General features: G+C 52.6%; 23 protein-coding genes, 2 tRNA genes and 2 pseudogenes. 6 read left to right on the top strand and 21 right to left on the bottom strand.

All coding sequences use genetic code 11. The features are described 5' to 3' along the window. Positions 1 to 54: 54 nt before the first annotated feature. The 5 genes from wzzE to trxA all read right to left on the bottom strand — a co-directional run bounded on the left by wzzE (position 55) and on the right by trxA (position 4,453). Positions 55 to 1,101, bottom strand: coding sequence for an ECA polysaccharide chain length modulation protein (gene wzzE / locus ACLJR2_RS18290; RefSeq protein WP_000193413.1), 1,047 nt, complete (start codon positions 1,099 to 1,101; stop codon positions 55 to 57). Positions 1,102 to 1,112: 11 nt separating this feature from the next. After that, positions 1,113 to 2,216, bottom strand: coding sequence for a UDP-N-acetylglucosamine--undecaprenyl-phosphate N-acetylglucosaminephosphotransferase (wecA, locus tag ACLJR2_RS18285; protein ID WP_000771937.1), 1,104 nt, complete (start codon positions 2,214 to 2,216; stop codon positions 1,113 to 1,115). A 229-nt stretch (positions 2,217 to 2,445) separates the two neighbouring features. Then, on the bottom strand, positions 2,446 to 3,705 hold the full coding sequence (rho, locus tag ACLJR2_RS18280; RefSeq protein ID WP_001054532.1) for a transcription termination factor Rho: 1,260 nt from the start codon (positions 3,703 to 3,705) through the stop codon (positions 2,446 to 2,448). 87 nt (positions 3,706 to 3,792) lie between these two features. Beyond that, positions 3,793 to 3,876, bottom strand: coding sequence for a rho operon leader peptide (locus tag ACLJR2_RS18275; RefSeq protein ID WP_134820045.1), 84 nt, complete (start codon positions 3,874 to 3,876; stop codon positions 3,793 to 3,795). 247 nt (positions 3,877 to 4,123) lie between these two features. Beyond that, positions 4,124 to 4,453, bottom strand: coding sequence for a thioredoxin TrxA (gene trxA / locus ACLJR2_RS18270; protein WP_001280776.1), 330 nt, complete (start codon positions 4,451 to 4,453; stop codon positions 4,124 to 4,126). A 143-nt stretch (positions 4,454 to 4,596) separates the two neighbouring features. Here trxA and rhlB point away from each other — a divergent pair, with 143 nt between their 5' ends. Both rhlB and gppA read left to right on the top strand, forming a co-directional pair. Further along, positions 4,597 to 5,862: an ATP-dependent RNA helicase RhlB gene (rhlB, locus tag ACLJR2_RS18265; protein ID WP_000047524.1), complete on the top strand. Its 1,266-nt coding sequence runs from the start codon at positions 4,597 to 4,599 to the stop codon at positions 5,860 to 5,862. Positions 5,863 to 5,980: 118 nt separating this feature from the next. Continuing rightward, positions 5,981 to 7,462, top strand: a complete 1,482-nt coding sequence (gppA, locus tag ACLJR2_RS18260; RefSeq protein WP_001089447.1) for a guanosine-5'-triphosphate,3'-diphosphate diphosphatase — start codon at positions 5,981 to 5,983, stop codon at positions 7,460 to 7,462. A 39-nt stretch (positions 7,463 to 7,501) separates the two neighbouring features. On the opposite strand, the gene rep is transcribed toward gppA, so the two are convergent. The 3 genes and pseudogenes from rep to ACLJR2_RS18245 all read right to left on the bottom strand — a co-directional run. Further along, positions 7,502 to 9,526 carry a DNA helicase Rep gene (rep, locus tag ACLJR2_RS18255; protein ID WP_001238842.1) on the bottom strand — a complete coding sequence of 675 codons (2,025 nt, stop codon included), beginning with the start codon at positions 9,524 to 9,526 and terminating at the stop codon, positions 7,502 to 7,504. A gap of 99 nt (positions 9,527 to 9,625) precedes the next feature. Further along, positions 9,626 to 9,763, bottom strand: a pseudogene (locus ACLJR2_RS18250) (nicotinamide riboside transporter PnuC); the annotation flags it as partial. After that, positions 9,715 to 9,870, bottom strand: a pseudogene (locus ACLJR2_RS18245) (Crp/Fnr family transcriptional regulator); the annotation flags it as partial. The pseudogenes ACLJR2_RS18245 and ACLJR2_RS18250, both read right to left, overlap by 49 nt. Before the next feature lie 193 nt (positions 9,871 to 10,063). On the opposite strand from ACLJR2_RS18245, the gene ppiC reads away from it, so the two are divergent. After that, positions 10,064 to 10,345, top strand: a complete 282-nt coding sequence (gene ppiC / locus ACLJR2_RS18240; RefSeq protein ID WP_001096806.1) for a peptidylprolyl isomerase PpiC — start codon at positions 10,064 to 10,066, stop codon at positions 10,343 to 10,345. Between the two features lie 91 nt (positions 10,346 to 10,436). On the opposite strand, the gene ilvC is transcribed toward ppiC, so the two are convergent. Then, a complete protein-coding gene (gene ilvC, locus ACLJR2_RS18235; RefSeq protein ID WP_000024943.1) occupies positions 10,437 to 11,912 on the bottom strand; it encodes a ketol-acid reductoisomerase in 1,476 nt (491 codons plus the stop codon). Positions 11,913 to 12,076: 164 nt separating this feature from the next. Between ilvC and ilvY the strand changes: the two genes are divergently transcribed. Beyond that, positions 12,077 to 12,964: an HTH-type transcriptional activator IlvY gene (gene ilvY / locus ACLJR2_RS18230; protein WP_001535026.1), complete on the top strand. Its 888-nt coding sequence runs from the start codon at positions 12,077 to 12,079 to the stop codon at positions 12,962 to 12,964. A gap of 2 nt (positions 12,965 to 12,966) precedes the next feature. Here the strand turns inward: ilvY and ACLJR2_RS18225 are convergent, their stop codons facing one another. From ACLJR2_RS18225 to ilvL, 9 genes are all read right to left on the bottom strand, one after another. Beyond that, on the bottom strand, positions 12,967 to 13,308 hold the full coding sequence (locus ACLJR2_RS18225; protein ID WP_000560822.1) for a helix-turn-helix domain-containing protein: 342 nt from the start codon (positions 13,306 to 13,308) through the stop codon (positions 12,967 to 12,969). Next, complete coding sequence (locus tag ACLJR2_RS18220) at positions 13,305 to 13,622, bottom strand: type II toxin-antitoxin system RelE/ParE family toxin (RefSeq protein WP_000535852.1); 318 nt, start codon at positions 13,620 to 13,622, stop codon at positions 13,305 to 13,307. The genes ACLJR2_RS18225 and ACLJR2_RS18220 overlap by 4 nt, the downstream gene beginning before the upstream one ends. A gap of 282 nt (positions 13,623 to 13,904) precedes the next feature. Next, positions 13,905 to 15,449: a threonine ammonia-lyase, biosynthetic gene (gene ilvA / locus ACLJR2_RS18215; protein WP_001535023.1), complete on the bottom strand. Its 1,545-nt coding sequence runs from the start codon at positions 15,447 to 15,449 to the stop codon at positions 13,905 to 13,907. A 2-nt stretch (positions 15,450 to 15,451) separates the two neighbouring features. Continuing rightward, the gene (ilvD, locus tag ACLJR2_RS18210; protein WP_001127434.1) at positions 15,452 to 17,302 is read right to left on the bottom strand and encodes a dihydroxy-acid dehydratase; all 1,851 of its coding nucleotides are present in this window, start codon (positions 17,300 to 17,302) and stop codon (positions 15,452 to 15,454) included. A 159-nt stretch (positions 17,303 to 17,461) separates the two neighbouring features. Further along, a complete protein-coding gene (ilvE, locus tag ACLJR2_RS18205) occupies positions 17,462 to 18,391 on the bottom strand; it encodes a branched-chain-amino-acid transaminase (RefSeq protein ID WP_000208532.1) in 930 nt (309 codons plus the stop codon). Positions 18,392 to 18,408: 17 nt separating this feature from the next. Beyond that, a complete protein-coding gene (ilvM, locus tag ACLJR2_RS18200) occupies positions 18,409 to 18,672 on the bottom strand; it encodes an acetolactate synthase 2 small subunit (protein ID WP_000983260.1) in 264 nt (87 codons plus the stop codon). After that, a complete protein-coding gene (ilvG, locus tag ACLJR2_RS18195) occupies positions 18,669 to 20,315 on the bottom strand; it encodes an acetolactate synthase 2 catalytic subunit (RefSeq protein ID WP_001012555.1) in 1,647 nt (548 codons plus the stop codon). Before ilvG ends, ilvM begins: the two co-directional genes overlap by 4 nt. Before the next feature lie 2 nt (positions 20,316 to 20,317). Then, positions 20,318 to 20,368, bottom strand: coding sequence for a peptide IlvX (ilvX, locus tag ACLJR2_RS18190; RefSeq protein ID WP_192930503.1), 51 nt, complete (start codon positions 20,366 to 20,368; stop codon positions 20,318 to 20,320). A gap of 86 nt (positions 20,369 to 20,454) precedes the next feature. Beyond that, on the bottom strand, positions 20,455 to 20,553 hold the full coding sequence (gene ilvL, locus ACLJR2_RS18185) for an ilv operon leader peptide (RefSeq protein WP_001311244.1): 99 nt from the start codon (positions 20,551 to 20,553) through the stop codon (positions 20,455 to 20,457). Positions 20,554 to 20,904: 351 nt separating this feature from the next. Between ilvL and ACLJR2_RS18180 the strand changes: the two genes are divergently transcribed. After that, the gene (locus ACLJR2_RS18180; RefSeq protein WP_000050215.1) at positions 20,905 to 22,425 is read left to right on the top strand and encodes a YifB family Mg chelatase-like AAA ATPase; all 1,521 of its coding nucleotides are present in this window, start codon (positions 20,905 to 20,907) and stop codon (positions 22,423 to 22,425) included. Between the two features lie 24 nt (positions 22,426 to 22,449). Here ACLJR2_RS18180 and maoP read toward each other — a convergent pair whose 3' ends face one another. Then, a complete protein-coding gene (gene maoP / locus ACLJR2_RS18175; RefSeq protein WP_000840996.1) occupies positions 22,450 to 22,788 on the bottom strand; it encodes a macrodomain Ori organization protein MaoP in 339 nt (112 codons plus the stop codon). A gap of 106 nt (positions 22,789 to 22,894) precedes the next feature. On the opposite strand from maoP, the gene hdfR reads away from it, so the two are divergent. Beyond that, complete coding sequence (hdfR, locus tag ACLJR2_RS18170; RefSeq protein ID WP_001541181.1) at positions 22,895 to 23,743, top strand: HTH-type transcriptional regulator HdfR; 849 nt, start codon at positions 22,895 to 22,897, stop codon at positions 23,741 to 23,743. Between the two features lie 125 nt (positions 23,744 to 23,868). On the opposite strand, the gene ACLJR2_RS18165 is transcribed toward hdfR, so the two are convergent. Beyond that, positions 23,869 to 23,944: transfer RNA gene (locus tag ACLJR2_RS18165), tRNA-Trp, on the bottom strand. A gap of 8 nt (positions 23,945 to 23,952) precedes the next feature. Further along, positions 23,953 to 24,029 (bottom strand) — tRNA-Asp (locus ACLJR2_RS18160). Between the last annotated feature and the right edge of the window lie 21 nt (positions 24,030 to 24,050).

The following is a 24,050-nucleotide window of genomic DNA, read 5'->3' as shown; positions in this document are numbered from 1 at the left end:
TCGATTCTCTTCGAATAGACAGTAGGGGCCCAGCCCCCTACTGCAGAGGTGTTGCTAAATCGTGCGGCGACGGGTTAAGGCAACGCCCGCACCGATTAGCGCCCCAACGATACCCCACATAATCATCAGGAAGGCTCGGCGTGGGCTATCACGTTTTACCGGTTCTTCCGGTGTACGCAAATAACGATAGGTCTGAAAACGAGGGTCCAGGGTCGGCCCCACATTAAGCGTATTCAACATTGCCCGATTTTGAAAGTAGTCCAAATCGAACGCAGGGCCAACCGCTTGCAGATTTTCAAGACGCGCCTGCAACATAGGGCGACCGAGTAAAAAAAGCTCTGAGTCCGGTAATTCATCCGCCGGGACATCCGTCGCGCTACGAGAAATATTATGTTGTTCCGCAATTTTGAGCGCCTGCTCAATACTGTTTACACGACGTGAATAGATCGCTTTCGCAACCTCTTCCTGCCGTTTGACCTGGGCTTTCATCTGCACGGTACGCGCAGCCCAGGCACCTTTTAATTCATCATTCAGATGGCTCGCCGCCCGCTGGCTGGCGAATGCGACATACTGACGCAGCAGATTATTGGCGTCCGGCGCAGTTTCAGCAATCAGCTTCACATTGTCGTTGATGGCGCGTGTAAAATCGCCGGGCGTAAACTGTATGTTATTGATCAGTTCATCAAGCATCGCCGCATCAGCTTTGCTATTCCCGACCATTCGCTGCTTGTAATAGTCCGTCTGTAACCAGAAATCGCGACGCGTATCCCAGGAGGCAAGTTGCATGATGAACTCTTTATACGCTTCATCCATCACCGAGGGTTTATCGGAAGAAGCAGGATCGGTCTTAATATCCAGGTTGCGCAGAAACTGCTGCTGGGAGTAATAACCGCCCAACATATTTACGGTTGGGCGATCGGTGATCGCCGTCGCACTCCACTCCTGACGAGCAAAAAAGGTATAGGCTAACGCGATAAGGGCAAATAGCAGGCCAATGCCGATAATCCAGAATTTGCCAGCCCATAAAGTACGAAACAACCCGCGAATATCCAGTTCATTTTCAGCGCTCACCGCGCGTGCCCCCGGTAATGGTTGTGTCATCGTATCCTCATTTACTTGGTTAAGTTTGGCCGGTTCTCACGTTGCCTGCGCAGGCGACGCTTCACACGCTTAATAAATCTCGCCACCTTCCAGGCCCGCTTAATGCAGTAGCCATAGAGGAAGAATGCTAGCAAAAAGAGCACCAACATAACCCATTCAGGAACAAAATGAGAGTATTCTGCCGTTACGCCTACTCCCGCCAGAATCGCCGCTGCGAGCGTAATAAGAACAAATGCCTGGCGGGAAGTAAACCCTGCTCGCATAACCAAATGATGAATATGTTGGCGATCAGGGGAAAAGGGGCTCATCCCTTTACGCAGACGGCGATACATAATCGCCACCATATCCATCAATGGAATAGCGATAATCCATAGCGCGGTAACCGGGCTGATAGAGTGAGTTTTCCCCTGCGTCGTTTCCAGTAAGAGCCAGATGACGGTAAAGCCAATCAGTGTACTACCGGCATCGCCCATAAAGACTTTATAACGCCGCCCCAAAATACCGAGATTAAGCATAATGTAAGGCAGAATCGCGGCGATCATGGCAAAGCACCACATTGCCAGACTAGTCTGACCATCAAACCATAAAATCAGCCCCATCGCCGCAAATGAGACGCTGGATAACCCACCCAGCAGGCCGTCAATACCGTCCACCATATTGAAAGCGTTGATCGCCGCCCATACCGCAAACAGCGTAAGGAAATAGCCAAAGGGGCCAAGCACTAACTCCCAAGGCCCAAAGATGTAACCAAGGCTACCTAAGTGAAGTTTTGCGATAACCATCATTACAACCGCAATAACAGCCTGAACCACAGCACGAATTTTTACACTGATATCAAAACGGTCATCCATCGCACCAACAAAAACCAATACACCAGCGCAAATAAGATATAGCGATAAGTGCGGTATGTAGTAATCCGAGAGGCCAAACATAAAGCAGATTCCTGCAAACACAGAAATCCCGCCGACTAATGGGATAACACCCTGATGTCGTTTACGAAAGTTTGGTTTATCCACTAAACCAATTTTTATGGCTACTTTTCGCGCAAGAAAAATAAAAATGGTCGTGAATAAAAAAATACTGATTAGCTCAGATAAAGCGGTGAGTAACTTCACAGTGTATGTGCTCTCAGCATATATCATTTCCTTAAAGTATAATGCGTTACGCCAGCTCCTAGAAGAGACCTGTTAGAACATTACACTTTTTACCGCAAACAATGTGTATTGTGCATGGTGTTACTCTGTAGCGCATATCCCGATGACCAGTTTATATGACATGACGCTAAGATGAATCGCAAAACAAAAACGCCACGTAAAAACGTGGCGTTTTCAGGTAAAGACCAGGTTATGAGCGCTTCATCATCTCGAAAAAGTCGTCATTAGTTTTGGTCATCGCCAGTTTGTTAATGAGGAATTCCATCGCGTCAATTTCACCCATCGGATGGATGATTTTACGCAGGATCCACATTTTCTGCAGCTCTTCCTGAGTGGTGAGCAGCTCTTCTTTACGGGTACCGGAACGGTTGTAGTCGATAGCCGGGAAGACACGTTTTTCAGCGATCTTACGCGAGAGGTGCAGCTCCATGTTACCGGTGCCTTTAAACTCTTCGTAGATAACTTCGTCCATCTTGGAACCGGTATCGATTAGCGCCGTCGCGATGATAGTCAGGCTACCGCCCTCTTCCACGTTACGCGCCGCGCCGAAGAAACGCTTCGGACGATGCAGGGCGTTAGCGTCCACACCACCGGTCAATACTTTACCGGAAGCCGGCACCACGGTGTTGTAGGCTCGCGCCAGACGGGTGATGGAGTCGAGCAGGATGATAACGTCTTTCTTGTGTTCAACCAGACGTTTCGCCTTCTCGATAACCATTTCGGCAACCTGAACGTGGCGGGATGCCGGTTCGTCAAAGGTAGAGGCAACAACTTCGCCTTTCACCAGACGCTGCATCTCGGTTACTTCTTCCGGACGTTCGTCAATCAGCAGCACCATCAGCACGCAGTCTGGGTGGTTATACGCGATGCTCTGCGCGATGTTCTGCAGCAGCATGGTTTTACCCGCCTTCGGCGGCGCGACAATCAGACCGCGCTGGCCGCGACCGATCGGCGAAGCCAGATCCAGAACGCGCGCCGTTAAGTCTTCGGTAGAACCGTTACCACGCTCCATACGCAGACGAGAGTTTGCGTGCAGCGGGGTTAAGTTCTCAAAGAGGATTTTGTTACGGGCGTTTTCCGGTTTGTCGTAGTTAACTTCGTTAACTTTCAACAGCGCAAAATAGCGTTCACCTTCTTTCGGCGGGCGAATCTTACCAGAAATGGTATCACCAGTGCGGAGGTTGAAACGGCGGATTTGGCTGGGGGAAACGTAGATATCATCAGGACCGGCGAGGTAGGAGCTGTCTGCAGAACGGAGGAAACCAAATCCATCCTGCAATATCTCCAGCACACCGTCGCCAAAGATATCTTCGCCACTCTTTGCGTGCTGCTTCAGGATGGCAAAAATAATGTCCTGCTTGCGCATACGGGCCAGGTTTTCCAGCCCCATACTTTCGCCGAGAGTGATCAGCTCAGAAACCGGCGTATTCTTTAATTCGGTAAGATTCATAATGGTGTGAGTTCTTAAACTTGGGGTAAATCTCGAACTTAATGTTGTGAATGGTATGGCAGGGTCATCCATGCCTGTTTACGGCTATCAACTCATGTCTGTTCGCTGTCTGGTCACAGGAAAGTACGCAGAACTGAAACGACAAGACGGAATGAGCGAAGAGCCAGGAATCTTTCCACTTCTCGTGCGAGAAAAAACGGGAAGTGACGGATAAAACCAGATTCAAACTTAATAAGGTATGTTTAATTCGAAGTCAATACTAACTTAGCACGACTCAGACCGGGCGTCCAGAGATCCTGACAATTTAAGAATAACGTAAGGACAACAGACGCCACGAAACTGCCTGATACCTTAATCATTCGTCGAATGACAGACGCCTGACCATACAGCGCCTTTGTCATTCGACGTATAAAAGGTATTACGCCAGATTGGCGTCGAGAAACTCTTTCAACTGACCTTTAGACAGTGCGCCTACTTTGGTTGCCGCCACTTCGCCGTTTTTAAACAGCAGCAGAGTCGGAATACCGCGGATGCCATATTTAGGCGCAGTACCTGGGTTCTGGTCAATGTTCAGTTTGGCAACGGTCAATTTGCCCTGATATTCGTCAGCGATTTCATCCAGAATCGGAGCGATCATTTTACACGGCCCGCACCACTCTGCCCAGAAATCAACGAGGATAGCCCCGTCCGCTTTGAGTACATCCGTGTCAAAACTGTCGTCAGTCAGGTGAATAATTTTATCGCTCATATATAACTCCACAGGAATAAGCCTGGCGTGTTGGTGTAGCATTAACCAACGAGGTGCTGATGTTAACTTCGCCAACAAAGGTTGACTTTATTTCACCGGATACGCTTTCGTAAAGCAATAGTAAGCTGATATTCTACCACACTATGAGCAAAACACATTTAACAGAACAGAAGTTTTCCGACTTCGCCCTGCACCCACAGGTGGTTGAAGCCCTTGAAAAAAAAGGGTTTTATAATTGTACGCCCATTCAGGCACTGGCCCTTCCGCTAACGCTGGCGGGTCGTGACGTTGCAGGGCAGGCGCAAACCGGTACCGGGAAAACGATGGCGTTTCTGACGTCAACGTTTCATTATTTACTTTCTCATCCCGCGATCGACGATCGCAAGGTGAACCAGCCGCGCGCGCTGATCATGGCGCCGACGCGTGAATTAGCCGTACAAATTCACGCAGACGCGGAGCCGTTGGCGCAAGCGACAGGCTTAAAATTAGGCCTGGCTTACGGCGGCGATGGTTACGACAAGCAGCTTAAAGTGCTGGAAAGCGGCGTTGATATTCTTATTGGTACGACGGGCCGACTGATCGACTACGCCAAACAAAATCACATTAACCTCGGCGCCATTCAGGTCGTCGTACTCGATGAAGCCGATCGCATGTACGATTTGGGCTTTATTAAAGATATCCGCTGGCTGTTCCGTCGTATGCCGCCGGCTGCGCAGCGTCTGAACATGTTGTTCTCCGCCACCCTGTCTTATCGGGTTCGCGAACTGGCGTTTGAACAGATGAACAACGCCGAATATGTTGAAGTGGAACCGGAGCAAAAGACCGGCCACCGCATTAAAGAAGAGCTTTTCTATCCCTCTAATGAAGAGAAAATGCGTTTACTGCAAACGCTGATCGAAGAAGAGTGGCCGGATCGCGCCATTATTTTCGCCAACACCAAGCATCGTTGCGAAGATATCTGGGGACACCTGGCGGCAGATGGCCATCGTGTTGGTCTGCTGACCGGCGATGTCGCGCAGAAAAAGCGCCTGCGGATTCTGGATGAGTTCACCCGCGGCGATCTGGATATTCTTGTGGCGACCGATGTCGCGGCGCGCGGGTTGCATATCCCCGCCGTAACGCACGTCTTTAACTACGATCTGCCAGACGATTGTGAAGACTATGTTCACCGTATCGGTCGTACCGGTCGCGCTGGCGCCAGCGGACATTCCATCAGCCTGGCTTGCGAAGAGTATGCGCTGAATCTGCCCGCTATTGAGAGCTATATCGGCCACTCGATTCCGGTCAGCAAATACAATCCGGAAGCGCTCATGAACGATCTGCCCAAGCCGTTGCGCCTGACGCGTGCGCGTCCTGGCAATGGTCCGCGCCGCGCTGGCGCTCCGCGTAATCGTCGTCGTTCAGGTTAAGAAAAGTTATGCCATACACAAAATCATTTAGCCTGTATCAAGGCGGCAAGAAAACAAATCCCGATGAGCTTAGGAAGAGTACGCAGCCAACATGGATACAGGTTGAAGGATGAAGTGTATGAATTCCACCTCGTTGTATGCCGCCATTGATCTCGGTTCCAATAGTTTTCATATGCTGGTCGTGCGCGAGGCGGCGGGAAGCATCCAGACGCTGACCCGAATAAAACGCAAGGTGCGTCTGGCCGCGGGTCTGAACAACGACAACCACCTTTCAGCCGAAGCAATGGAACGCGGCTGGCAATGCCTGCGCCTGTTTGCTGAACGTTTGCAGGATATCCCGCAGCCACAAATCCGCGTGGTTGCCACCGCAACATTGCGTCTCGCCGTCAATGCAGGTGAATTTATCGCGAAAGCGCAGACTATCCTTGGTTGTCCGGTGCAGGTTATCAGCGGCGAAGAAGAGGCGCGGCTAATTTATCAGGGGGTCGCTCATACCACCGGCGGCGCAGATCAGCGACTGGTGGTGGATATCGGCGGCGCCAGCACTGAACTGGTTACCGGCACTGGCGCGCAAACCACGTCGCTGTTTAGCCTGTCGATGGGCTGCGTAACGTGGCTTGAACGCTATTTTAGCGATCGTAATCTGGCGCAAGAAAACTTTGATGATGCGGAGAAAGCCGCGCGCGATGTACTGCGTCCGGTCGCCGATGAACTGCGTTTTCATGGCTGGAAGGTCTGCGTGGGTGCCTCCGGCACCGTACAGGCATTGCAGGAAATCATGATGGCGCAGGGGATGGACGAGCGCATTACGCTCGCCAAACTGCAGCAGCTAAAACAACGCGCGATACAGTGCGGGCGTCTGGAAGAGCTGGAAATCGAAGGACTGACGCTGGAGCGCGCGCTGGTTTTCCCAAGCGGGCTGGCTATTCTGATCGCGATATTTACCGAGCTGAACATCCAGAGCATGACGCTGGCAGGCGGCGCGTTACGCGAAGGGCTGGTGTATGGGATGTTGCATCTGGCGGTAGATCAGGATATCCGCAGCCGCACGCTGCGAAACATTCAGCGTCGGTTTATCGTCGATACCGATCAGGCAAATCGCGTGGCGAAGCTGGCAGATAACTTCCTCAAACAGGTAGAAAATGCCTGGCATATTGAGCCTATCAGTCGTGAACTGTTGCTTAGCGCTTGCCAATTGCATGAGATCGGTCTGAGCGTTGATTTTAAACAGGCGCCCTATCATGCCGCCTATTTAGTACGCCATTTGGATCTGCCTGGCTATACGCCCGCGCAGAAAAAGTTGCTCGCCACCCTCTTACTGAATCAGACCAATCCGGTCGATCTCTCTTCGCTTCATCAGCAAAACGCGGTACCGCCCCGTGTTGCGGAACAGCTATGCCGTTTGCTGCGCCTGGCGATTCTCTTTGCCGGTCGCCGTCGTGACGATCTGGTACCAGAAATTACGCTACAGGCGCTAAATGAAAATCTGACGTTAACCTTACCTGGCGACTGGCTGGCGCATCACCCGCTGGGTAAAGAGTTGATTGATCAGGAAAGCCAGTGGCAAAGCTATGTACACTGGCCGCTGGACGTTCGCTAATCGTAGTCTGATTGCCGGATGACGCTTCGCTTATCCGGCCTACGATTTCGCTCGCTTTGCCGCCATCATGGCTTTCAGATTAGCCAGGTGACTTTGCCCTTTTTGCATTCGCTCCTCAGCGCTTACCACTTTGCGCTCCTGCTCCCAGATTAAATCATCCTGCGGCAGTTCTAACAGGAAGCGACTGGGTTCCGGGCGCACCAGTTCCCCATACTGACGGCGCTCTTTACATAATGTAAAGGTGAGCTCTTTCTGCGCGCGAGTGATCCCGACATAGGCCAGCCGACGCTCTTCCTCAATATTATCTTCGTCAATGCTGCTTTGATGCGGCAAAAATCCTTCTTCCATTCCCACCATATAGACATACGGGAATTCCAGTCCTTTCGACGCATGAAGCGTCATCAACTGTACCTGATCCAGCTCTTCTTCGCTCTCGCCGCGCTCCATCATATCGCGCAGCGTAAAGCGTGTAACCACCTGGGTCAGCGTCATCGGCTCATCGAGTTCGTTGCCTTCCAGCATCTCAGTCATCCAGCTAAAGAGCTGGTTAACGTTTTTCATACGCATTTCCGCCGCTTTGGGGCTCGGCGAGGTTTCGTACAACCAGGACTCATAGTCAATACCGTGGATGAGATCGCGCACGGCGGCGACAGGCTCGCGTTCGGCCAGACGCTGGATTTCCCCCAACCAGTGGGTAAAACGCGTCAATGAATCGTAACCACGTCCGGTCAGCTTTTGGCTAAGCCCCATATCAAAGCTGGCGGTAAACAGGCTTTTATTACGCGTCATTGCCCATTCACCCAGCTTTTGCAGAGTAGCCGGACCGATTTCGCGTTTTGGCGTATTCACGATGCGCAGGAAAGCGCTGTCATCATCCGGGTTGGTCAACACCCGCAGATAGGCCAGCAAGTCTTTAATCTCCGGACGGGAGAAAAATGAGGTGCCGCCGGAAATTTTGTACGGAATACGGTTCTGCATGAGGAATTTTTCAAATACCCGCGACTGATGATTCCCGCGATACAGAATGGCGTAATCCTTGTACTGGGTCTTGTTCACAAAGTGATGGGCAATCAGTTCGCCGGTAACGCGCTCAGCTTCATGCTCTTCATTGTTTGCGCTTAACACTTTGAGTTCCGCGCCGTAACCGAGCTCGGAAAAGAGGCGCTTTTCAAAGACGTGCGGATTGTTGGCGATGAGAATATTCGCCGCTTTCAGGATGCGGCCCGAAGAACGATAGTTTTGCTCCAGTTTAATCACCTGCAGCGCCGGAAAATCCTGGCTCAGTAACACCAGGTTTTGCGGACGCGCCCCGCGCCAGGAGTAGATAGACTGATCGTCATCGCCTACGACCGTAAAGCGCGCGCGTTGCCCGACCAGCAGCTTAACCAACTCATACTGGCTGGTGTTAGTATCCTGATATTCATCCACCAGCAGATAACGAATTTTATTCTGCCAGCGCTCGCGCACCTCGTCATTGCGTTGCAGCAGCAGCGTCGGCAGCAAAATCAAATCATCAAAATCGAGAACGTTACATGCCTTCATATGGGCGTCGTAAAGCCCGTAGCAGTGGGCAAAAATACGATCGCGTTCGCCTTTCGCCCCCGCCGCTGCCTGCGCAGGCGTTTTGAGATCGTTTTTCCAGTTGGAGATCGTGGAGATCAGCTGTTGCAACAGAACCTTGTCGTCTTCGATCAGGCCTTCGGTCAGCTCTTTGAGCAAGGCGACCTGGTCGGTATCGTCAAACAATGAAAAGTTCGATTTCATCCCCAGCGCAGCGTACTCGCGCTTAATAATATCCAGCCCTAGCGTATGAAAGGTGGAGATCATCAAACCGCGCGCTTCCTTACGGCCGAGCGTCTGCCCGACGCGTTCTTTCATCTCACGCGCTGCCTTGTTGGTAAACGTCACCGCCGCAATATGCCGGGCCTGATAGCCGCATCCGCGGATCAGGTGGGCGATTTTATTGGTAATTACGCGAGTTTTACCAGAACCCGCTCCTGCCAGCACCAGGCAGGGTCCGGTGACGAATTCGACAGCGTGTTGTTGGCCGGGATTTAAACGCATGGGAATAGTGCTCAATCTTCGAACGGGGGAGGGATTGTAGCAGAAAGCGAGGCCCAGAGAAGACCAGGCTGCCTTTTCAGGCAGCCAGGAAAAGGTCAATCAGCAGGATCTGGCGGCAAGCGGCGTATAGCCATTACGCTGTGCGCTCTTGATCCAACTGTAAGACCCCATTAGCGCGATCGCCGTCAGCAGAACATACTCAAGCGACATCGCATAAACGCCCTGCACTGCATGATTTCCAACGGGCAGTATTTGAGTAATTCATAGAGCACTGGGTCGCGTACGACCTGGCGTAGCCCTAAAAGCCAGTCGTCTGGAAATTCTGCGTTTTTCATTATGTTCATGGTATCTCGCCCCTTGTCAGAAAGGACAGGACCGCCGTCCCGCACATCCGAAATACGCCTGCTAAAAATGCCGCTTATCTCCCGGTTCATTAAATCAGGCGGGACATCTGTCCTGTAATGGCGAAGAGTATATGTCTGACGGCCTAAGGAGTGATAAAGTGACGGCCAATCTTTGCGACGTGAGAACACAATAATGGCAAAAATGGCAGCAGCACTGCATATTCTTGTAAAAGAAGAGAAACTGGCTTTAGATCTTCTGGAGCAAATTAAAAACGGCGGCGATTTTGAGAAGCTGGCGAAGAAGCATTCTATCTGCCCATCCGGTAAAAAAGGCGGTCATTTAGGCGAATTTCGTCAGGGCCAGATGGTTCCGGCATTCGATAAAGTAGTCTTTTCCTGCCCGGTACTGGAGCCAACCGGCCCGCTGCATACTCAGTTCGGTTACCACATCATTAAAGTATTGTATCGTAAATAAAAAGCCGGGTGGCGGCTACGCCTTACCCGGCCTACATCGTCTGCTTGATTTTGTAGGTCGGGTAAGCGCTAGCGCCCCCAGACAAGGTATATCAACCCGCTACCGCAATACGCTTCATATCCGTCATATAGCCGCGCAGTTTCTTACCTACCTGCTCAATCGCATGACTACGAATCGCGTCGTTCACGTCGCGAAGCTGTGCGTTGTCTACCGCGCCTTCCGGGATAGCACTACCCAGATCGCCCGGTTGCAATTCCGCCATAAACGGTTTCAGCAGCGGTACGCAAGCGTAAGAGAACAGGTAGTTACCGTATTCTGCGGTATCGGAGATAACCACGTTCATTTCGTACAGACGCTTACGGGCGATGGTGTTGGCGATCAGCGGCAGTTCGTGCAGTGATTCGTAGTAAGCGGACTCTTCGATGATGCCGGAATCGACCATGGTTTCGAACGCCAGCTCAACGCCCGCTTTCACCATCGCAATCATCAGCACGCCTTTATCGAAGTACTCCTGCTCGCCGATTTTACCTTCAAACTGCGGCGCGGTTTCGAACGCGGTTTTACCGGTCTCTTCACGCCAGGTCAGCAGTTTCTTATCGTCGTTAGCCCAGTCAGCCATCATGCCGGAAGAGAATTCGCCGGAGATGATGTCATCCATGTGTTTCTGGAACAGCGGCGCCATGATCTCTTTCAATTGTTCGGACAGCGCGTAAGCACGCAGTTTCGCCGGGTTAGACAGACGGTCCATCATCAGGGTGATGCCGCCCTGCTTCAGCGCTTCGGTGATGGTTTCCCAGCCGAACTGAATCAGTTTTTCGGCGTATGCCGGGTCGGTGCCTTCTGCCACCAGCTTGTCGAAACACAGCAGAGAACCGGCCTGCAGCATACCGCACAGAATAGTCTGCTCGCCCATCAGGTCAGATTTCACTTCCGCAACGAAAGAAGATTCCAGTACGCCCGCACGGTGACCGCCGGTGGCCGCAGCCCAGGCTTTCGCAATCGCCATGCCTTCGCCTTTCGGGTCGTTTTCCGGGTGAACGGCGATCAGCGTCGGCACGCCGAAACCACGTTTGTACTCTTCGCGCACTTCGGTGCCCGGACACTTCGGCGCTACCATCACCACGGTGATGTCTTTACGGATCTGCTCGCCCACTTCCACGATATTGAAGCCGTGGGAGTAGCCCAGCGCCGCGCCGTCTTTCATCAGCGGCTGTACGGAGCGCACCACGTCGGAGTGCTGTTTGTCTGGCGTCAGGTTAACCACCAGGTCAGCCTGCGGAATCAGCTCTTCGTAAGTACCCACTTTGAAGCCGTTTTCGGTCGCTTTACGCCAGGAGGCACGCTTCTCAGCAATGGCTTCTTTACGCAGGGCGTAGGAAATATCCAGACCGGAGTCACGCATGTTCAGGCCCTGGTTCAGCCCCTGAGCGCCACAGCCGACGATGACCACTTTTTTACCCTGCAGGTAGCTCGCGCCGTCGGCGAATTCGTCGCGGCCCATAAAGCGGCATTTACCCAGCTGCGCCAGCTGCTGGCGCAGATTCAGTGTATTAAAGTAGTTAGCCATGATGGTGTACTCCGTGATGTTGTGTTGTCGCGCTTATTGTTCGGTTTACAGATTGCTATCTGTGCGAATTAACCCACATTACAACAGGAAATTTATTGCGGAAATTGATATATTCACAACGTTATGTTGCGGTTTATGCAACGTCAAAAACCGGAGGTCTGTCTGTGGATTTACGCGATCTAAAAACCTTCCTGCATCTGGCGGAAAGCCGCCACTTTGGCCGCAGCGCGCGAGCGATGCACGTCAGCCCCTCCACGCTTTCCCGGCAAATTCAGCGGCTGGAAGAGGACCTCGGTCAGGCGCTGTTTGTGCGTGATAACCGCACGGTCACACTGACCGAAGCCGGCGAAGAGCTGCGAGTGTTTGCCCAACAGACGCTTTTGCAATATCAGCAGTTGCGCCATACCCTCGATCAGCAGGGGCCGTCCCTTTCCGGCGAACTCCATATCTTCTGTTCAGTGACCGCGGCATACAGTCATCTGCCGCCGATCCTCGACCGTTTTCGCGCCGAACACCCTTCTGTTGAAATCAAATTGACGACCGGAGATGCTGCCGATGCGATGGAAAAGGTGGTAACGGGAGAAGCGGACCTGGCAATCGCCGGCAAACCAGAAACGCTGCCCGGCGCGGTGGCGTTTTCGATGCTGGAAAATCTGGCGGTGGTGCTGATCGCCCCGGCGCTGCCCTGCCCGGTGCGTAATCAGGTTTCGGTTGATAAGCCCGACTGGTCGACGGTGCCGTTTATCATGGCCGATCAGGGGCCGGTACGCCGCCGCATTGAGCTATGGTTCCGCCGCCATAAAATCAGCAATCCGCAGATTTACGCCACCGTCGGCGGTCACGAAGCGATGGTCTCAATGGTGGCGCTGGGCTGCGGCGTGGCACTGCTGCCGGAAGTGGTGCTGGAAAATAGCCCGGAACCGGTGCGCAACCGGGTGATGATTTTAGAACGTAGTGATGAAAAAACGCCGTTTGAGCTTGGCGTCTGCGCGCAAAAAAAGCGGCTGCATGAGCCGCTAATTGATGCGTTCTGGAAGATTTTACCGAATTAGTTTTACGGCCCTACCATTACCCGAACAGGCTTCCCAATACGGCTAAGCATATTCACCAGAGCATCAATGGTGAATTTGCTGCATTTCTTGTTGACGACATCCGAAACGCGCGGTCGGGATATATGCAAAACTGTAGCAACCTCGGCTTGCTTCATCTGGTTTCGCGTAATCCAGAGGGTAATTTCTTCCATGAGCTGTTCTTTAATGGCTAACGTGTTTTCGATTTCACTCAGGGAATCAGCGTAAAACTTTTCTGCGTCCTGCTTATCAAACCCCAAATCAGCAAAAACATTACCGCCAGATGGCGTCACATGGCGAATATCACTATCAGTTTTGGCAATCACAAGCTGTTTCTCCGTTGTTGCACCACCCGGTTATAACGCGTTCTGGCGATGTTTTTATCGTGCTGACTGGTTTGTTGCGTCTGTTTTTGGAAACTATGCAAAACGTAGAGTGCTTCTTCAAACTTAGCGACATACATAACGCGATAGATACCATTGTTGTCACGAATCCGAATTTCATTTACCCCAGCCCCAATTTCTGAAAACGGTTTCCAGTCATCGGGTTCAATTCCATACTGAATTTTGTGAAGCTGATAACCGACTGCTTTGCGTACCGTTATGGGAAAAGCCAGGAGATCCTCCAGAGAAGATCCCACCCATCGAATTTCTTTTTCATTGGAGAAAGCTCGGGTGAGTAACATAACACTCATGTGTATAAAATTTTATACATTGTTTTTAGCAGATGCAAGTGATAGCGGTGCTAACGATATGGTGAGCCGAGTTTCACCACAAGCAGATTGGGCGCCTTCTGGAAAACGTCTCGCAAAATTAAATGAGTGGATGCTCCGGGCTGGCAGAAAAGCCCAATAACTGAGGGAAGATCATATCTGGATATCAGGCCCACTTTACTTTGTGGGCCTGAAAAACTAAACGCTGAATTAACCCGCCAGAAAGAACCGGAACGCCGGGTTATTGCTCTCATCATGGCATTCATAGCCCAGCTCATGCAGCCGGGTTTCGAAATCCGGCTCATGATCGCCTAACTCGAACGCCGCCAGCACGCGGCCATAATCGGTACCGTGGCTGCGGTAATGGAATAGCGAAATATTCCAGTGCGTGCCAAGCGTATGCAGGAATTTGAGCAACGCGCCGGGCGACTCCGGAAATTCGAAACTATACAAACGCTCCTGTAATGGCTTGGAGGGGCGTCCGCCGACCATATAGCGCACATGCAGCTTCGCCATTTCATCGTCGGAGAGATCCACTACGCTATAACCGCCGTCGCACAGTTGGGTGATAATCTCTTTTCGCTCCTCTAGCCCCTGACTGACGCGTACGCCGACAAAAATACAGGCATTTTTCGCGTCGGCAAAACGGTAGTTAAATTCGGTGACCATACGCCCGCCAAGCAACTGGCAGAATTTGAGGAAGCTCCCCTTTTCTTCCGGAATGGTCACCGCCAGTAACGCTTCGCGCTGTTCCCCCAGCTCGCAGCGTTCAGACACATAGCGCAAGCCGTGGAAGTTGACGTTGGCGCCGGAAAGGACGTGCGCCAGGCGTTCGCCGCGAATATTGTGCTGGGCGATATATTTTTTCATCCCCGCCAGCGCCAGCGCGCCGGACGGCTCCGCCACCGCACGCACATCTTCAAACAGATCTTTCATCGCCGCGCAGATAGCGTCGCTATCGACTGTAATAATGTCGTCGAGATATTCCTGGCACAGGCGGAAGGTTTCGTCGCCGATGCGTTTTACCGCCACGCCTTCAGCAAATAACCCAACGCGCGGGAGATCCACTGGATGACCGGCTTCCAACGCCGCTTTCAGGCAGGCGGAATCCTCCGCTTCGACGGCAATCACTTTGATTTGCGGCATCAATTGTTTGATCAGTACCGCTACGCCCGCCGCCAGGCCGCCGCCGCCAACCGGCACAAAGACACGATCGAGATGCGAATCCTGCTGAAGCAGTTCCAGCGCCAGCGTGCCCTGCCCGGCGATCACCATTGGGTGATCAAACGGCGGCACCCAGGTAAAACCCTGCTGCTGCGCCAGCTCAATAGCTTTCGCTTTCGCTTCATCAAAATTAGCGCCGTGCAACAGCACTTCGCCGCCAAAACCGCGTACCGCATCGACTTTAATATCCGCCGTTGCTTTTGGCATGACAATCAGCGACTTCACGCCAAGCCGCGCGGAGGAAAACGCCACGCCCTGTGCATGGTTCCCCGCCGACGCGGTAATCACGCCGTGGGCTTTTTGTTCTTCGGTCAATCCGGCCATCATCGCGTAAGCACCGCGCAGCTTAAAGCTATGTACCGGCTGCCGGTCTTCGCGTTTGACGAGAACAACGTTGTCCAGACGTGACGAGAGCTTTTCCATTTTTTGCAGCGGCGTCACCTGCGCCGCTTCGTATACTGGCGCGCGTAGCACCGCGCGCAGATACTCCGCCCCTTCCGGCGCGACTGACAGAGGTTGAGATTCCGCCATCATCAACCTCCCAGTTTCGATTTATCGCGCACCGCGCCTTTATCGGCGCTGGTCGCCAGGCTGGCGTAGGCACGCAGGGCAAATGAAACCTGACGCTGACGATTTTTCGGCGTCCAGGCTTTGTCGCCACGAGCTTCCTGCGCCTCGCGGCGTGCGGCGATTTCAGCCTCACTCAACTGCAACTGAATGCTGCGGTTCGGGATATCAATCGCAATAGTGTCGCCATCTTCAATCAGCGCAATAGTGCCGCCGCTGGCCGCTTCCGGCGAGACGTGGCCGATGGAAAGACCCGAAGTACCGCCGGAGAAACGCCCATCGGTGATGAGCGCGCAGGCTTTGCCCAGCCCCATCGACTTCAGGAAACTGGTCGGATAGAGCATTTCCTGCATTCCCGGCCCGCCTTTCGGCCCTTCGTAGCGGATCACGACTACATCGCCTTCCACTACTTTGCCGCCGAGAATCGCCTCTACCGCGTCGTCCTGGCTTTCATACACTTTAGCCGGGCCGGTAAATTTAAGGATGCTGTCATCCACGCCTGCGGTTTTCACAATGCAGCCGTTTTCGGCGAAGTTGCCATACAGCACCGCCAGACCGCCGTCTTTGCTATAGGCATATTCCAGCGAGCGGATGCAACCCGCTGCGCGGTCGTCATCCAGCGAATCCCAGCGACAATCCTGCGAGAACGCCTGGGTAGTACGGATACCGGCAGGGCCAGCACGGAACATTTTTTTAACCGCTTCGTCCTGCGTAACCGTGATGTCGTACTGTTCCAGCGTTTGCGGCAACGTCAGGCCTAATACGTTTTTCACGTTGCGGTTCAGCAGCCCGGCGCGATCCAGCTCGCCTAAAATACCCAGCACACCGCCGGCACGGTGAACGTCTTCCATATGGTATTTCTGGGTACTTGGCGCCACTTTACACAGCTGCGGCACCTTGCGGGACAGCTTGTCGATATCACTCATGGTGAAGTCGATTTCCGCTTCCTGCGCCGCCGCCAGCAGGTGAAGAACGGTGTTGGTCGAACCGCCCATCGCGATATCCAGCGTCATGGCGTTTTCAAACGCGGCTTTGCTGGCGATGTTACGCGGCAGTGCACTTTCGTCGTTTTGCTCGTAATAGCGTTTAGTCAGTTCAACAATCCGCTTACCGGCATTGAGGAACAACTGCTTACGGTCAGCGTGAGTTGCCAGCAGCGAACCGTTGCCCGGCTGCGACAGGCCCAGCGCTTCGGTCAGGCAATTCATGGAGTTAGCGGTAAACATGCCGGAGCAGGAGCCGCAGGTTGGACAGGCGGAGCGTTCAACCTGGTTACTTTGATCGTCAGAGACTTTCGGGTCCGCGCCCTGAATCATGGCATCAACCAGATCCAGCTTGATAATTTTGTCTGAAAGCTTGGTTTTCCCGGCTTCCATCGGTCCGCCAGAGACAAAGATCACCGGAATATTCAGGCGCAGCGAGGCCATGAGCATCCCTGGGGTGATTTTGTCGCAGTTAGAGATACACACCATCGCGTCAGCGCAGTGAGCGTTCACCATGTACTCCACGGAGTCGGCGATCAGCTCGCGCGACGGCAGTGAATAGAGCATACCCCCGTGCCCCATGGCGATCCCGTCATCCACGGCAATAGTGTTGAACTCTTTCGCCACACCGCCGGAAGCTTCAATCTGTTCGGCGACCAGCTTACCGAGATCGCGCAGATGAACGTGACCCGGCACAAACTGAGTGAATGAGTTCACCACGGCGATAATCGGTTTGCCAAAATCACTGTCGGTCATTCCGGTGGCGCGCCACAGCGCGCGGGCACCCGCCATATTACGACCATGGGTGGTGGTGGCGGAACGGTACTTAGGCATGCTTTATTTACTCCCCATCTTTTCCCTTCATACTTCACGCCACAGGTGCGTTGGCTGCCTCACTCACCCCAGTCACTTACGACAGTAAGCCCTGGGGATTCGCTGCGTTGCCGCCTTCCTGTGACGCAAATTATTTTGGGAAAATATTAATTTTATTTATTATGAATTTACCGGATCCAACCAGCCCCATTTATCCTCGGTTTCTCCAGTGAAGAGACCAAAGAAGGCTTGTTGAATACGCTTGGTAACAGGGCCGCAACGGCCTTCACCTACCTGGATACCATCAACGCTGCGTACCGGAGTAATTTCTGCCGCGGTTCCGGACATAAACACTTCGTCGGCCAGATACAGCGATTCACGGGACAGCACCTGCTCGCGCACTTCAATACCCAGCTCTTTCGCCAGTTTGATGATCGCGTCGCGAGTAATGCCTGGCAGCGCGGAAGAGGTAAACGGCGGAGTAAACAGCACGCCATCTTTTACCTCAAACAGGTTTTCGCCTGCGCCTTCGGAGATATAGCCGTTTACATCCAGGGCGATGCCTTCCTGATAGCCGTGGCGGCGCGCTTCGCTACCCACCAGCAGTGAGGAGAGGTAGTTACCGCCCGCTTTCGCAGCGGTTGGAATGGTGTTCGGCGCAGCGCGATTCCAGGAAGAAACCATCGCATCGATCCCCTGATCCAGCGCTTCGGCGCCCAGGTATGCCCCCCACGGGAACGCGGCGATGATGACGTCAGTGGTGTATCCCGGGGGCGGGTTAACGCCCATACCGACATCGCCGACAAATACCAACGGACGGATATAGGCGCTGGTCAGGTTGTTTTTGCGGATCACTTCGCGGCAGGCTTCCATCAGCTCATCAATACTCTGGGAAACCGGAAAACGATAAATTTTTGCTGAGTCGCGCAGGCGCTGCATATGTTCACGATGACGAAACACTACCGGGCCTTTGTGAGAGTCGTAGCACCGAATCCCTTCAAATACCGACGTACCGTAGTGCAGCGCGTGAGACATTACGTGAACCTTCGCGTCTTCCCAGCGCACCATCTCGCCATTGAACCAAATATAATCAGCTTTTTTCGTCGTCATTTTTCTTCCTTTTGCGCTCAGGCGCGGATTTGTTGTGATGTGGCAGCGCTCTGGCAGATCGCGACATGCGCAACATCTACCAGTTTACTTAACTGACTAAACAGTAAGTCGACCGACCGGGGACTGGCAACGGTCAATTCAATATTTATATTCTGCGCATCGGTCGCGGCTTCCATATTCATGGAGCACACCTGAAAACCACGATGGCGCACCACGCGTAAAACACGTTCTAAGGTTTCTGGATTAAAGCGTGCCGATACATTGACCTGATGTTGCATCATGATAATTTCTCCAGCATTTCAGAGTTACTGGCGCCAGGCGGCACCAACGGCCAGACATTTTCAAGTTCGTCGATTGAGACGTGAAGCAGGTACGGCCCTTCGCTTGCCAACATAGTGTCGAGTGCCGCTTCAACCTGGTCTTTACGAGTAATGTGCTGGCCTGGAATGCCGAAGGCGCTGGCCAGCATGAGGAAATCGGGGTTATCGGTCAGGGTGGTTTCGCTATATCGCTCCTGGAAAAACAGTTGCTGCCATTGTCGAACCATCCCTAACCGCTGGTTGTCGAGTAAGACTATCTTCAACGGTAACTGCTTGCGTTTTACGGTGCCCAACTCCTGAACATTCATCATGAAGGAGCCGTCACCGGAGATACAGATAACGGTATCATTCGGTCGCGCTACCTGCGCGCCAACGGCCGCCGGTAAGCCGAATCCCATCGTCCCCAGACCGCTGGAAGTGATGAAGTTCTCCGGGCGGGTGTAAGTCATATGCTGGGCTGACCACATCTGATGCTGCCCCACATCCGTCGTCACCACGCTGTCTGCGGGTTTGCGTTCCGACAATTGCTTCAACAACAACGGCGCATAGATAGTCTCGCCAGGATGGTCATAGCGCCAGGCGTGTTCTGCGCGCAGCTCTGCACAGGACTGACGCCATGCGTCGATCTTCAGCGGTTGCTGTAATGCCGGCAACAGCGAATTTAAATCGCCCTGCAACGCGACGTGTGCCTGACGCAGTTTGTTCATTTCCGCCGGGTCGATATCCATATGGATTACGCTGGCGTTCGGCGCAAACGTATTCAGCTTACCGGTCACCCGGTCATCAAAACGTGCACCCACTGCGATCAGTAAATCACACCCTTGCACCGCGAAATTAGCCGCTTTAGTACCGTGCATTCCCAGCATGCCCAGATAGTACGGATAATCAGCTTCAACAGCCCCCAGCCCTTTCAGCGTGCAGGTAACTGGCATTTGCGTTACCGCGATAAATTTACGCAGCGCCGGAACCGCCTGCGCCATACCAACACCACCGCCGACGTACAGCATGGGTTTTTTCGCCTGTTCCAGCATCTGGCGCGCCTGTTCAACATCAGCCTGCGGGAAGGTCGCTTCGTTAGCAACGGTAGTAAACCAGGGTTCCAGCTCACCGCTGGCCAACTGGATATCTTTCGGGATATCCACCAGAACCGGGCCAGGACGGCCAGCGTTGGCGACTTCAAAAGCCTCCGCCATGATACGAGGCAGCTCTGCCAGCGACTGCACCAGGAAGCTGTGTTTGGTACAGGCCAGCGACAGGCCTAACACATCCACCTCCTGGAACGCATCAGTGCCGATGAACGGGGCGGAAACCTGACCCGTGATCGCGACGACGGGGACCGAATCTAACAACGCATCCGCCAGGCCAGTGATCAGGTTAGTGGCGCCAGGGCCGGAAGTGGCGATACAAACACCGGTTTTGCCGGTAGAACGGGCATAACCGATTGCCGCCATTGCCGCACCCTGTTCGTGTCGGCACAACAAATGCTCCACACCACCGTCATACAACGCGTCGTAAACCGGCATAATTGCTCCGCCAGGATAACCAAATACGGTTTTCACCCCCTGCGCTCGCAAAGCATGTACCACCCACTGTGCCCCGTTCATAGTTACATCCCCGTCGTAAATCTTGAGAAACAGAATTTTATGCTGTTATTCACGTTCTGCTCCTCGCTTAAGTTTTTCAGGCCAAAAAAAACCCCCGGACCTTTCGGTGCGGGGGTCTTAGTTCGTTAAGGCTTGATTTCTAAGCCTTTCCTCGTCCAAGTGCAGCCCCGCACGGTGGGATAATAATCACCACCACGCTAATCACGACCAGGCTAATCACTCGTAGAAGGGCTGTCATTTTTGTCTATTCTTGCATCTTGTTCGAAGGAATACCTAAAGAGTTACCATAGGTTTTGCCAATAGCACAAGATATTTTTTTAACCACGTTTCAGATAATGCAGGTGAATGCCTAAAAGTGCTTTGTTTTTTATAAGAAAAATTAGCAACTGAAAAATTTTCACGTTTTCCTCCCCCTTTTGGCGCGCTTTACACCCTGTTTTCCTTCTTTTCGCTTCTGCGAGCGCTCTTCCAGTTTGATGTTTCTTACCTGAAAATGACGCCAAAATTCAGGAATCAGCCGCTAAAAAACAAAAAGTCAGTAATTCGATTTTCTCTTCTATTCCGCATAATCCACGTAACAGGAGGGATTATGTCACTGGCGATTGTTCATACCCGCGCCGCACTTGGCGTCAATGCGCCGCCTATCACTATAGAGGTGCATATCAGTAATGGTTTACCGGGACTAACCATGGTTGGCCTACCGGAAACCACGGTAAAAGAGGCGCGTGATCGGGTACGTAGTGCGATTATTAATAGCGGATATGAATTTCCGGCTAAAAAAATAACCATTAACCTTGCTCCAGCCGATCTACCGAAAGAGGGCGGAAGGTATGACCTGCCTATTGCTGTTGCGCTTCTGGCCGCGTCTGAGCAGCTTACAGCGTCGAATCTTGAGGCATATGAGCTGGTGGGTGAGTTAGCGCTTACAGGCGCATTACGCGGCGTTCCTGGCGCAATATCAAGTGCAACGGAAGCCATCAGGGCCGGCAGAAATATTATCGTCGCAACAGAGAACGCGGCGGAGGTTGGGCTTATCAGCAAAGAAGGATGTTTTATCGCCGATCATCTACAAACCGTCTGCGCCTTTCTGGAAGGGAAACACGCCCTGGAAAGACCTTTAGCTCAGGATATGGCATCGCCTACCGCAACTGCCGATCTTCGCGATGTGATCGGTCAGGAGCAGGGTAAACGCGGCCTGGAGATTACAGCGGCAGGGGGACATAATCTGCTATTGATCGGCCCGCCGGGTACGGGTAAAACCATGCTGGCCAGTCGACTAAGCGGGATTCTTCCACCATTAAGCAATGAAGAGGCGTTGGAAAGCGCCGCGATCCTCAGTCTGGTTAATGCCGATACGGTACAAAAACGATGGCAGCAACGTCCCTTTCGCTCACCTCATCATAGCGCCTCACTTACTGCTATGGTCGGCGGCGGCGCAATACCCGCACCGGGAGAGATATCGCTGGCGCACAACGGAATTTTGTTCCTTGATGAATTGCCTGAATTTGAACGACGCACACTGGATGCGCTACGTGAACCTATAGAATCCGGTCAAATTCATTTATCCCGTACCAGAGCGAAAATAACGTACCCTGCCAGGTTCCAGTTAATCGCCGCAATGAATCCCAGCCCGACCGGACATTATCAGGGAAACCATAATCGCTGCACGCCAGAACAGACACTACGTTACCTTAATCGGTTGTCAGGCCCGTTTCTTGATCGTTTTGACCTTTCGCTTGAGATACCGCTTCCTCCGCCCGGGATTCTTAGCCAACACGCCTCAAAGGGTGAGAGCAGCGCTACGGTAAAAAAGCGGGTCATCGCCGCCCATGAACGGCAGTACCGACGCCAGAAGAAGTTAAACGCGCGTCTGGAGGGTCGCGAAATCCAAAAATATTGTGTTTTGCATCACGATGACGCTCGCTGGCTTGAAGACACGCTGGTGCATCTTGGGTTATCCATTCGCGCCTGGCAGCGTTTACTAAAAGTGGCCAGAACCATTGCCGACATAGAACTGGCTGACCAGATCTCGCGCCAGCATTTGCAGGAGGCGGTAAGCTATCGGGCGATAGACAGGTTGTTAATTCATTTGCAAAAGCTGCTGGCGTAAAAAAAGGGCATTACGCCCTTTTTATTAATCATCAGCTTCGGTGTAGTCTTCTGCGCCTTCAACTTGCGGCTTGCCGCCAGACAAGGTGTGGAAGCGTTTTGGACGCTTGATACGCGTCATATACTTGGACCACACGCGTTCTGCATCCGTTACCGGCTCACGTTCACCGCGGCATACCGCTACAAACAGCTTCTCTTCTTCAGTCACAGGCTCACGCTTGCCAAGATCCAGATCATTAAAGGCATGACCATGACGCTCAAGCAGTTGTGCCTCTTTAATCGTGAAATCACCGTGACGAGAGAATCCACGTGGATAATGTTTATTGTCAAAATATCGATTAGTCGTCGTAAAGCTTTCCGCCATCCTGCACGCTCCTAATTCTTTGTCTGAGCTATTTATGGCGCGGAGTATTAGTTACGCTTGACAGAGTGTAAAACAAAACATTTAAATCATAACGACAAATAATTTTGTGGAGAGCACAGTGGATACGGAATTGTTAAAAACTTTCCTGGAAGTTAGCCGGACACGCCATTTCGGGCGGGCCGCAGAAGCACTTTACCTGACGCAATCCGCGGTGAGCTTTCGTATCAGGCAACTGGAGAATCAACTGGGCGTAAACCTTTTTACTCGGCACAGAAACAATATCCGTTTAACCACGGCTGGCGAAAAACTTTTACCGTATGCGGAAACGCTGATGAATACGTGGCAGGCGGCACGTAAAGAGGTGGCGCATACCTCACGTCATAACGAGTTTTCCATCGGCGCCAGCGCGTCTTTATGGGAGTGTATGCTTAACGCCTGGCTGGGTCGACTGTACCAACTACAGGAGCCGCAAAGCGGCCTGCAATTCGAAGCCAGAATCGCTCAACGGCAATCGCTTGTGAAGCAACTTCATGAACGCCAGCTTGATCTCCTCATTACTACCGAAGCGCCCAAAATGGATGAGTTCAGCAGTCAGCTGTTAGGGCACTTCACTTTGGCGTTATATTGCAGCAGCCCTGCCCGTAAGAAATCAGAACTCAATTATCTGCGGCTGGAGTGGGGACCAGACTTCCAACAGCATGAAACCGGGCTGATCGCAGCAGATGAAGTGCCGGTATTAACAACCAGCTCAGCCGAACTCGCCCGACAGCAGCTTAGCGCATTAAATGGCTGTAGCTGGCTTCCTGTAAACTGGGCAAATGAAAAGGGCGGATTACATACCGTTGCCGACAGCGCAACGCTTTCACGGCCGCTATACGCCATTTGGCTGCAAAACAGCGATAAATACTCGCTGATTTGCGATCTGTTAAAAACGGATGTGCTGGATGAACAATGAAAATGATGAAAAGAAAAAGAAGGGAACTTACGATTACCTGACCAGGTAATCAGGTAATCAGGTAATCAGGTAATCAGGTAATTTTAGGCAAAAAAAAATCCTTAGCAGATGCTAAGGATTATTTCTGGCAGGGGCGGAGAGACTCGAACTCCCAACACCCGGTTTTGGAGACCGGTGCTCTACCAATTGAACTACGCCCCTAATTAGGGTGGCGGAACGGACGGGACTCGAACCCGCGACCCCCTGCGTGACAGGCAGGTATTCTAACCAACTGAACTACCGCTCCACCGAATTCTTTTACAACCAC

Origin of the sequence: Salmonella sp. SAL03688 (assembly GCF_046551895.1) — a bacterium.
In the GTDB taxonomy this organism is placed as follows: Bacteria; Pseudomonadota; Gammaproteobacteria; order Enterobacterales; family Enterobacteriaceae; genus Salmonella; species Salmonella enterica.
Note: the sequence above shows the minus strand (reverse complement) of the source record. Positions and strands in the feature narration are given on the sequence as shown.

What these genes read in the sequence shown, in the direction of transcription:
- wzzE (WP_000193413.1), bottom strand. Translation starts at nt 1,101, where the DNA reads ATGACACAACCATTACCGGGGGCACGCGCGGTGAGCGCTGAAAATGAA.
- rho (WP_001054532.1), bottom strand. Translation starts at nt 3,705, where the DNA reads ATGAATCTTACCGAATTAAAGAATACGCCGGTTTCTGAGCTGATCACT.
- trxA (WP_001280776.1), bottom strand. Translation starts at nt 4,453, where the DNA reads ATGAGCGATAAAATTATTCACCTGACTGACGACAGTTTTGACACGGAT.
- rhlB (WP_000047524.1), top strand. Translation starts at nt 4,597, where the DNA reads ATGAGCAAAACACATTTAACAGAACAGAAGTTTTCCGACTTCGCCCTG.
- gppA (WP_001089447.1), top strand. Translation starts at nt 5,981, where the DNA reads ATGAATTCCACCTCGTTGTATGCCGCCATTGATCTCGGTTCCAATAGT.
- rep (WP_001238842.1), bottom strand. Translation starts at nt 9,526, where the DNA reads ATGCGTTTAAATCCCGGCCAACAACACGCTGTCGAATTCGTCACCGGA.
- ppiC (WP_001096806.1), top strand. Translation starts at nt 10,064, where the DNA reads ATGGCAAAAATGGCAGCAGCACTGCATATTCTTGTAAAAGAAGAGAAA.
- ilvC (WP_000024943.1), bottom strand. Translation starts at nt 11,912, where the DNA reads ATGGCTAACTACTTTAATACACTGAATCTGCGCCAGCAGCTGGCGCAG.
- ilvA (WP_001535023.1), bottom strand. Translation starts at nt 15,449, where the DNA reads ATGGCGGAATCTCAACCTCTGTCAGTCGCGCCGGAAGGGGCGGAGTAT.
- ilvD (WP_001127434.1), bottom strand. Translation starts at nt 17,302, where the DNA reads ATGCCTAAGTACCGTTCCGCCACCACCACCCATGGTCGTAATATGGCG.
- ilvE (WP_000208532.1), bottom strand. Translation starts at nt 18,391, where the DNA reads ATGACGACGAAAAAAGCTGATTATATTTGGTTCAATGGCGAGATGGTG.
- ilvM (WP_000983260.1), bottom strand. Translation starts at nt 18,672, where the DNA reads ATGATGCAACATCAGGTCAATGTATCGGCACGCTTTAATCCAGAAACC.
- ilvG (WP_001012555.1), bottom strand. Translation starts at nt 20,315, where the DNA reads ATGAACGGGGCACAGTGGGTGGTACATGCTTTGCGAGCGCAGGGGGTG.
- ilvL (WP_001311244.1), bottom strand. Translation starts at nt 20,553, where the DNA reads ATGACAGCCCTTCTACGAGTGATTAGCCTGGTCGTGATTAGCGTGGTG.
- ACLJR2_RS18180 (WP_000050215.1), top strand. Translation starts at nt 20,905, where the DNA reads ATGTCACTGGCGATTGTTCATACCCGCGCCGCACTTGGCGTCAATGCG.
- maoP (WP_000840996.1), bottom strand. Translation starts at nt 22,788, where the DNA reads ATGGCGGAAAGCTTTACGACGACTAATCGATATTTTGACAATAAACAT.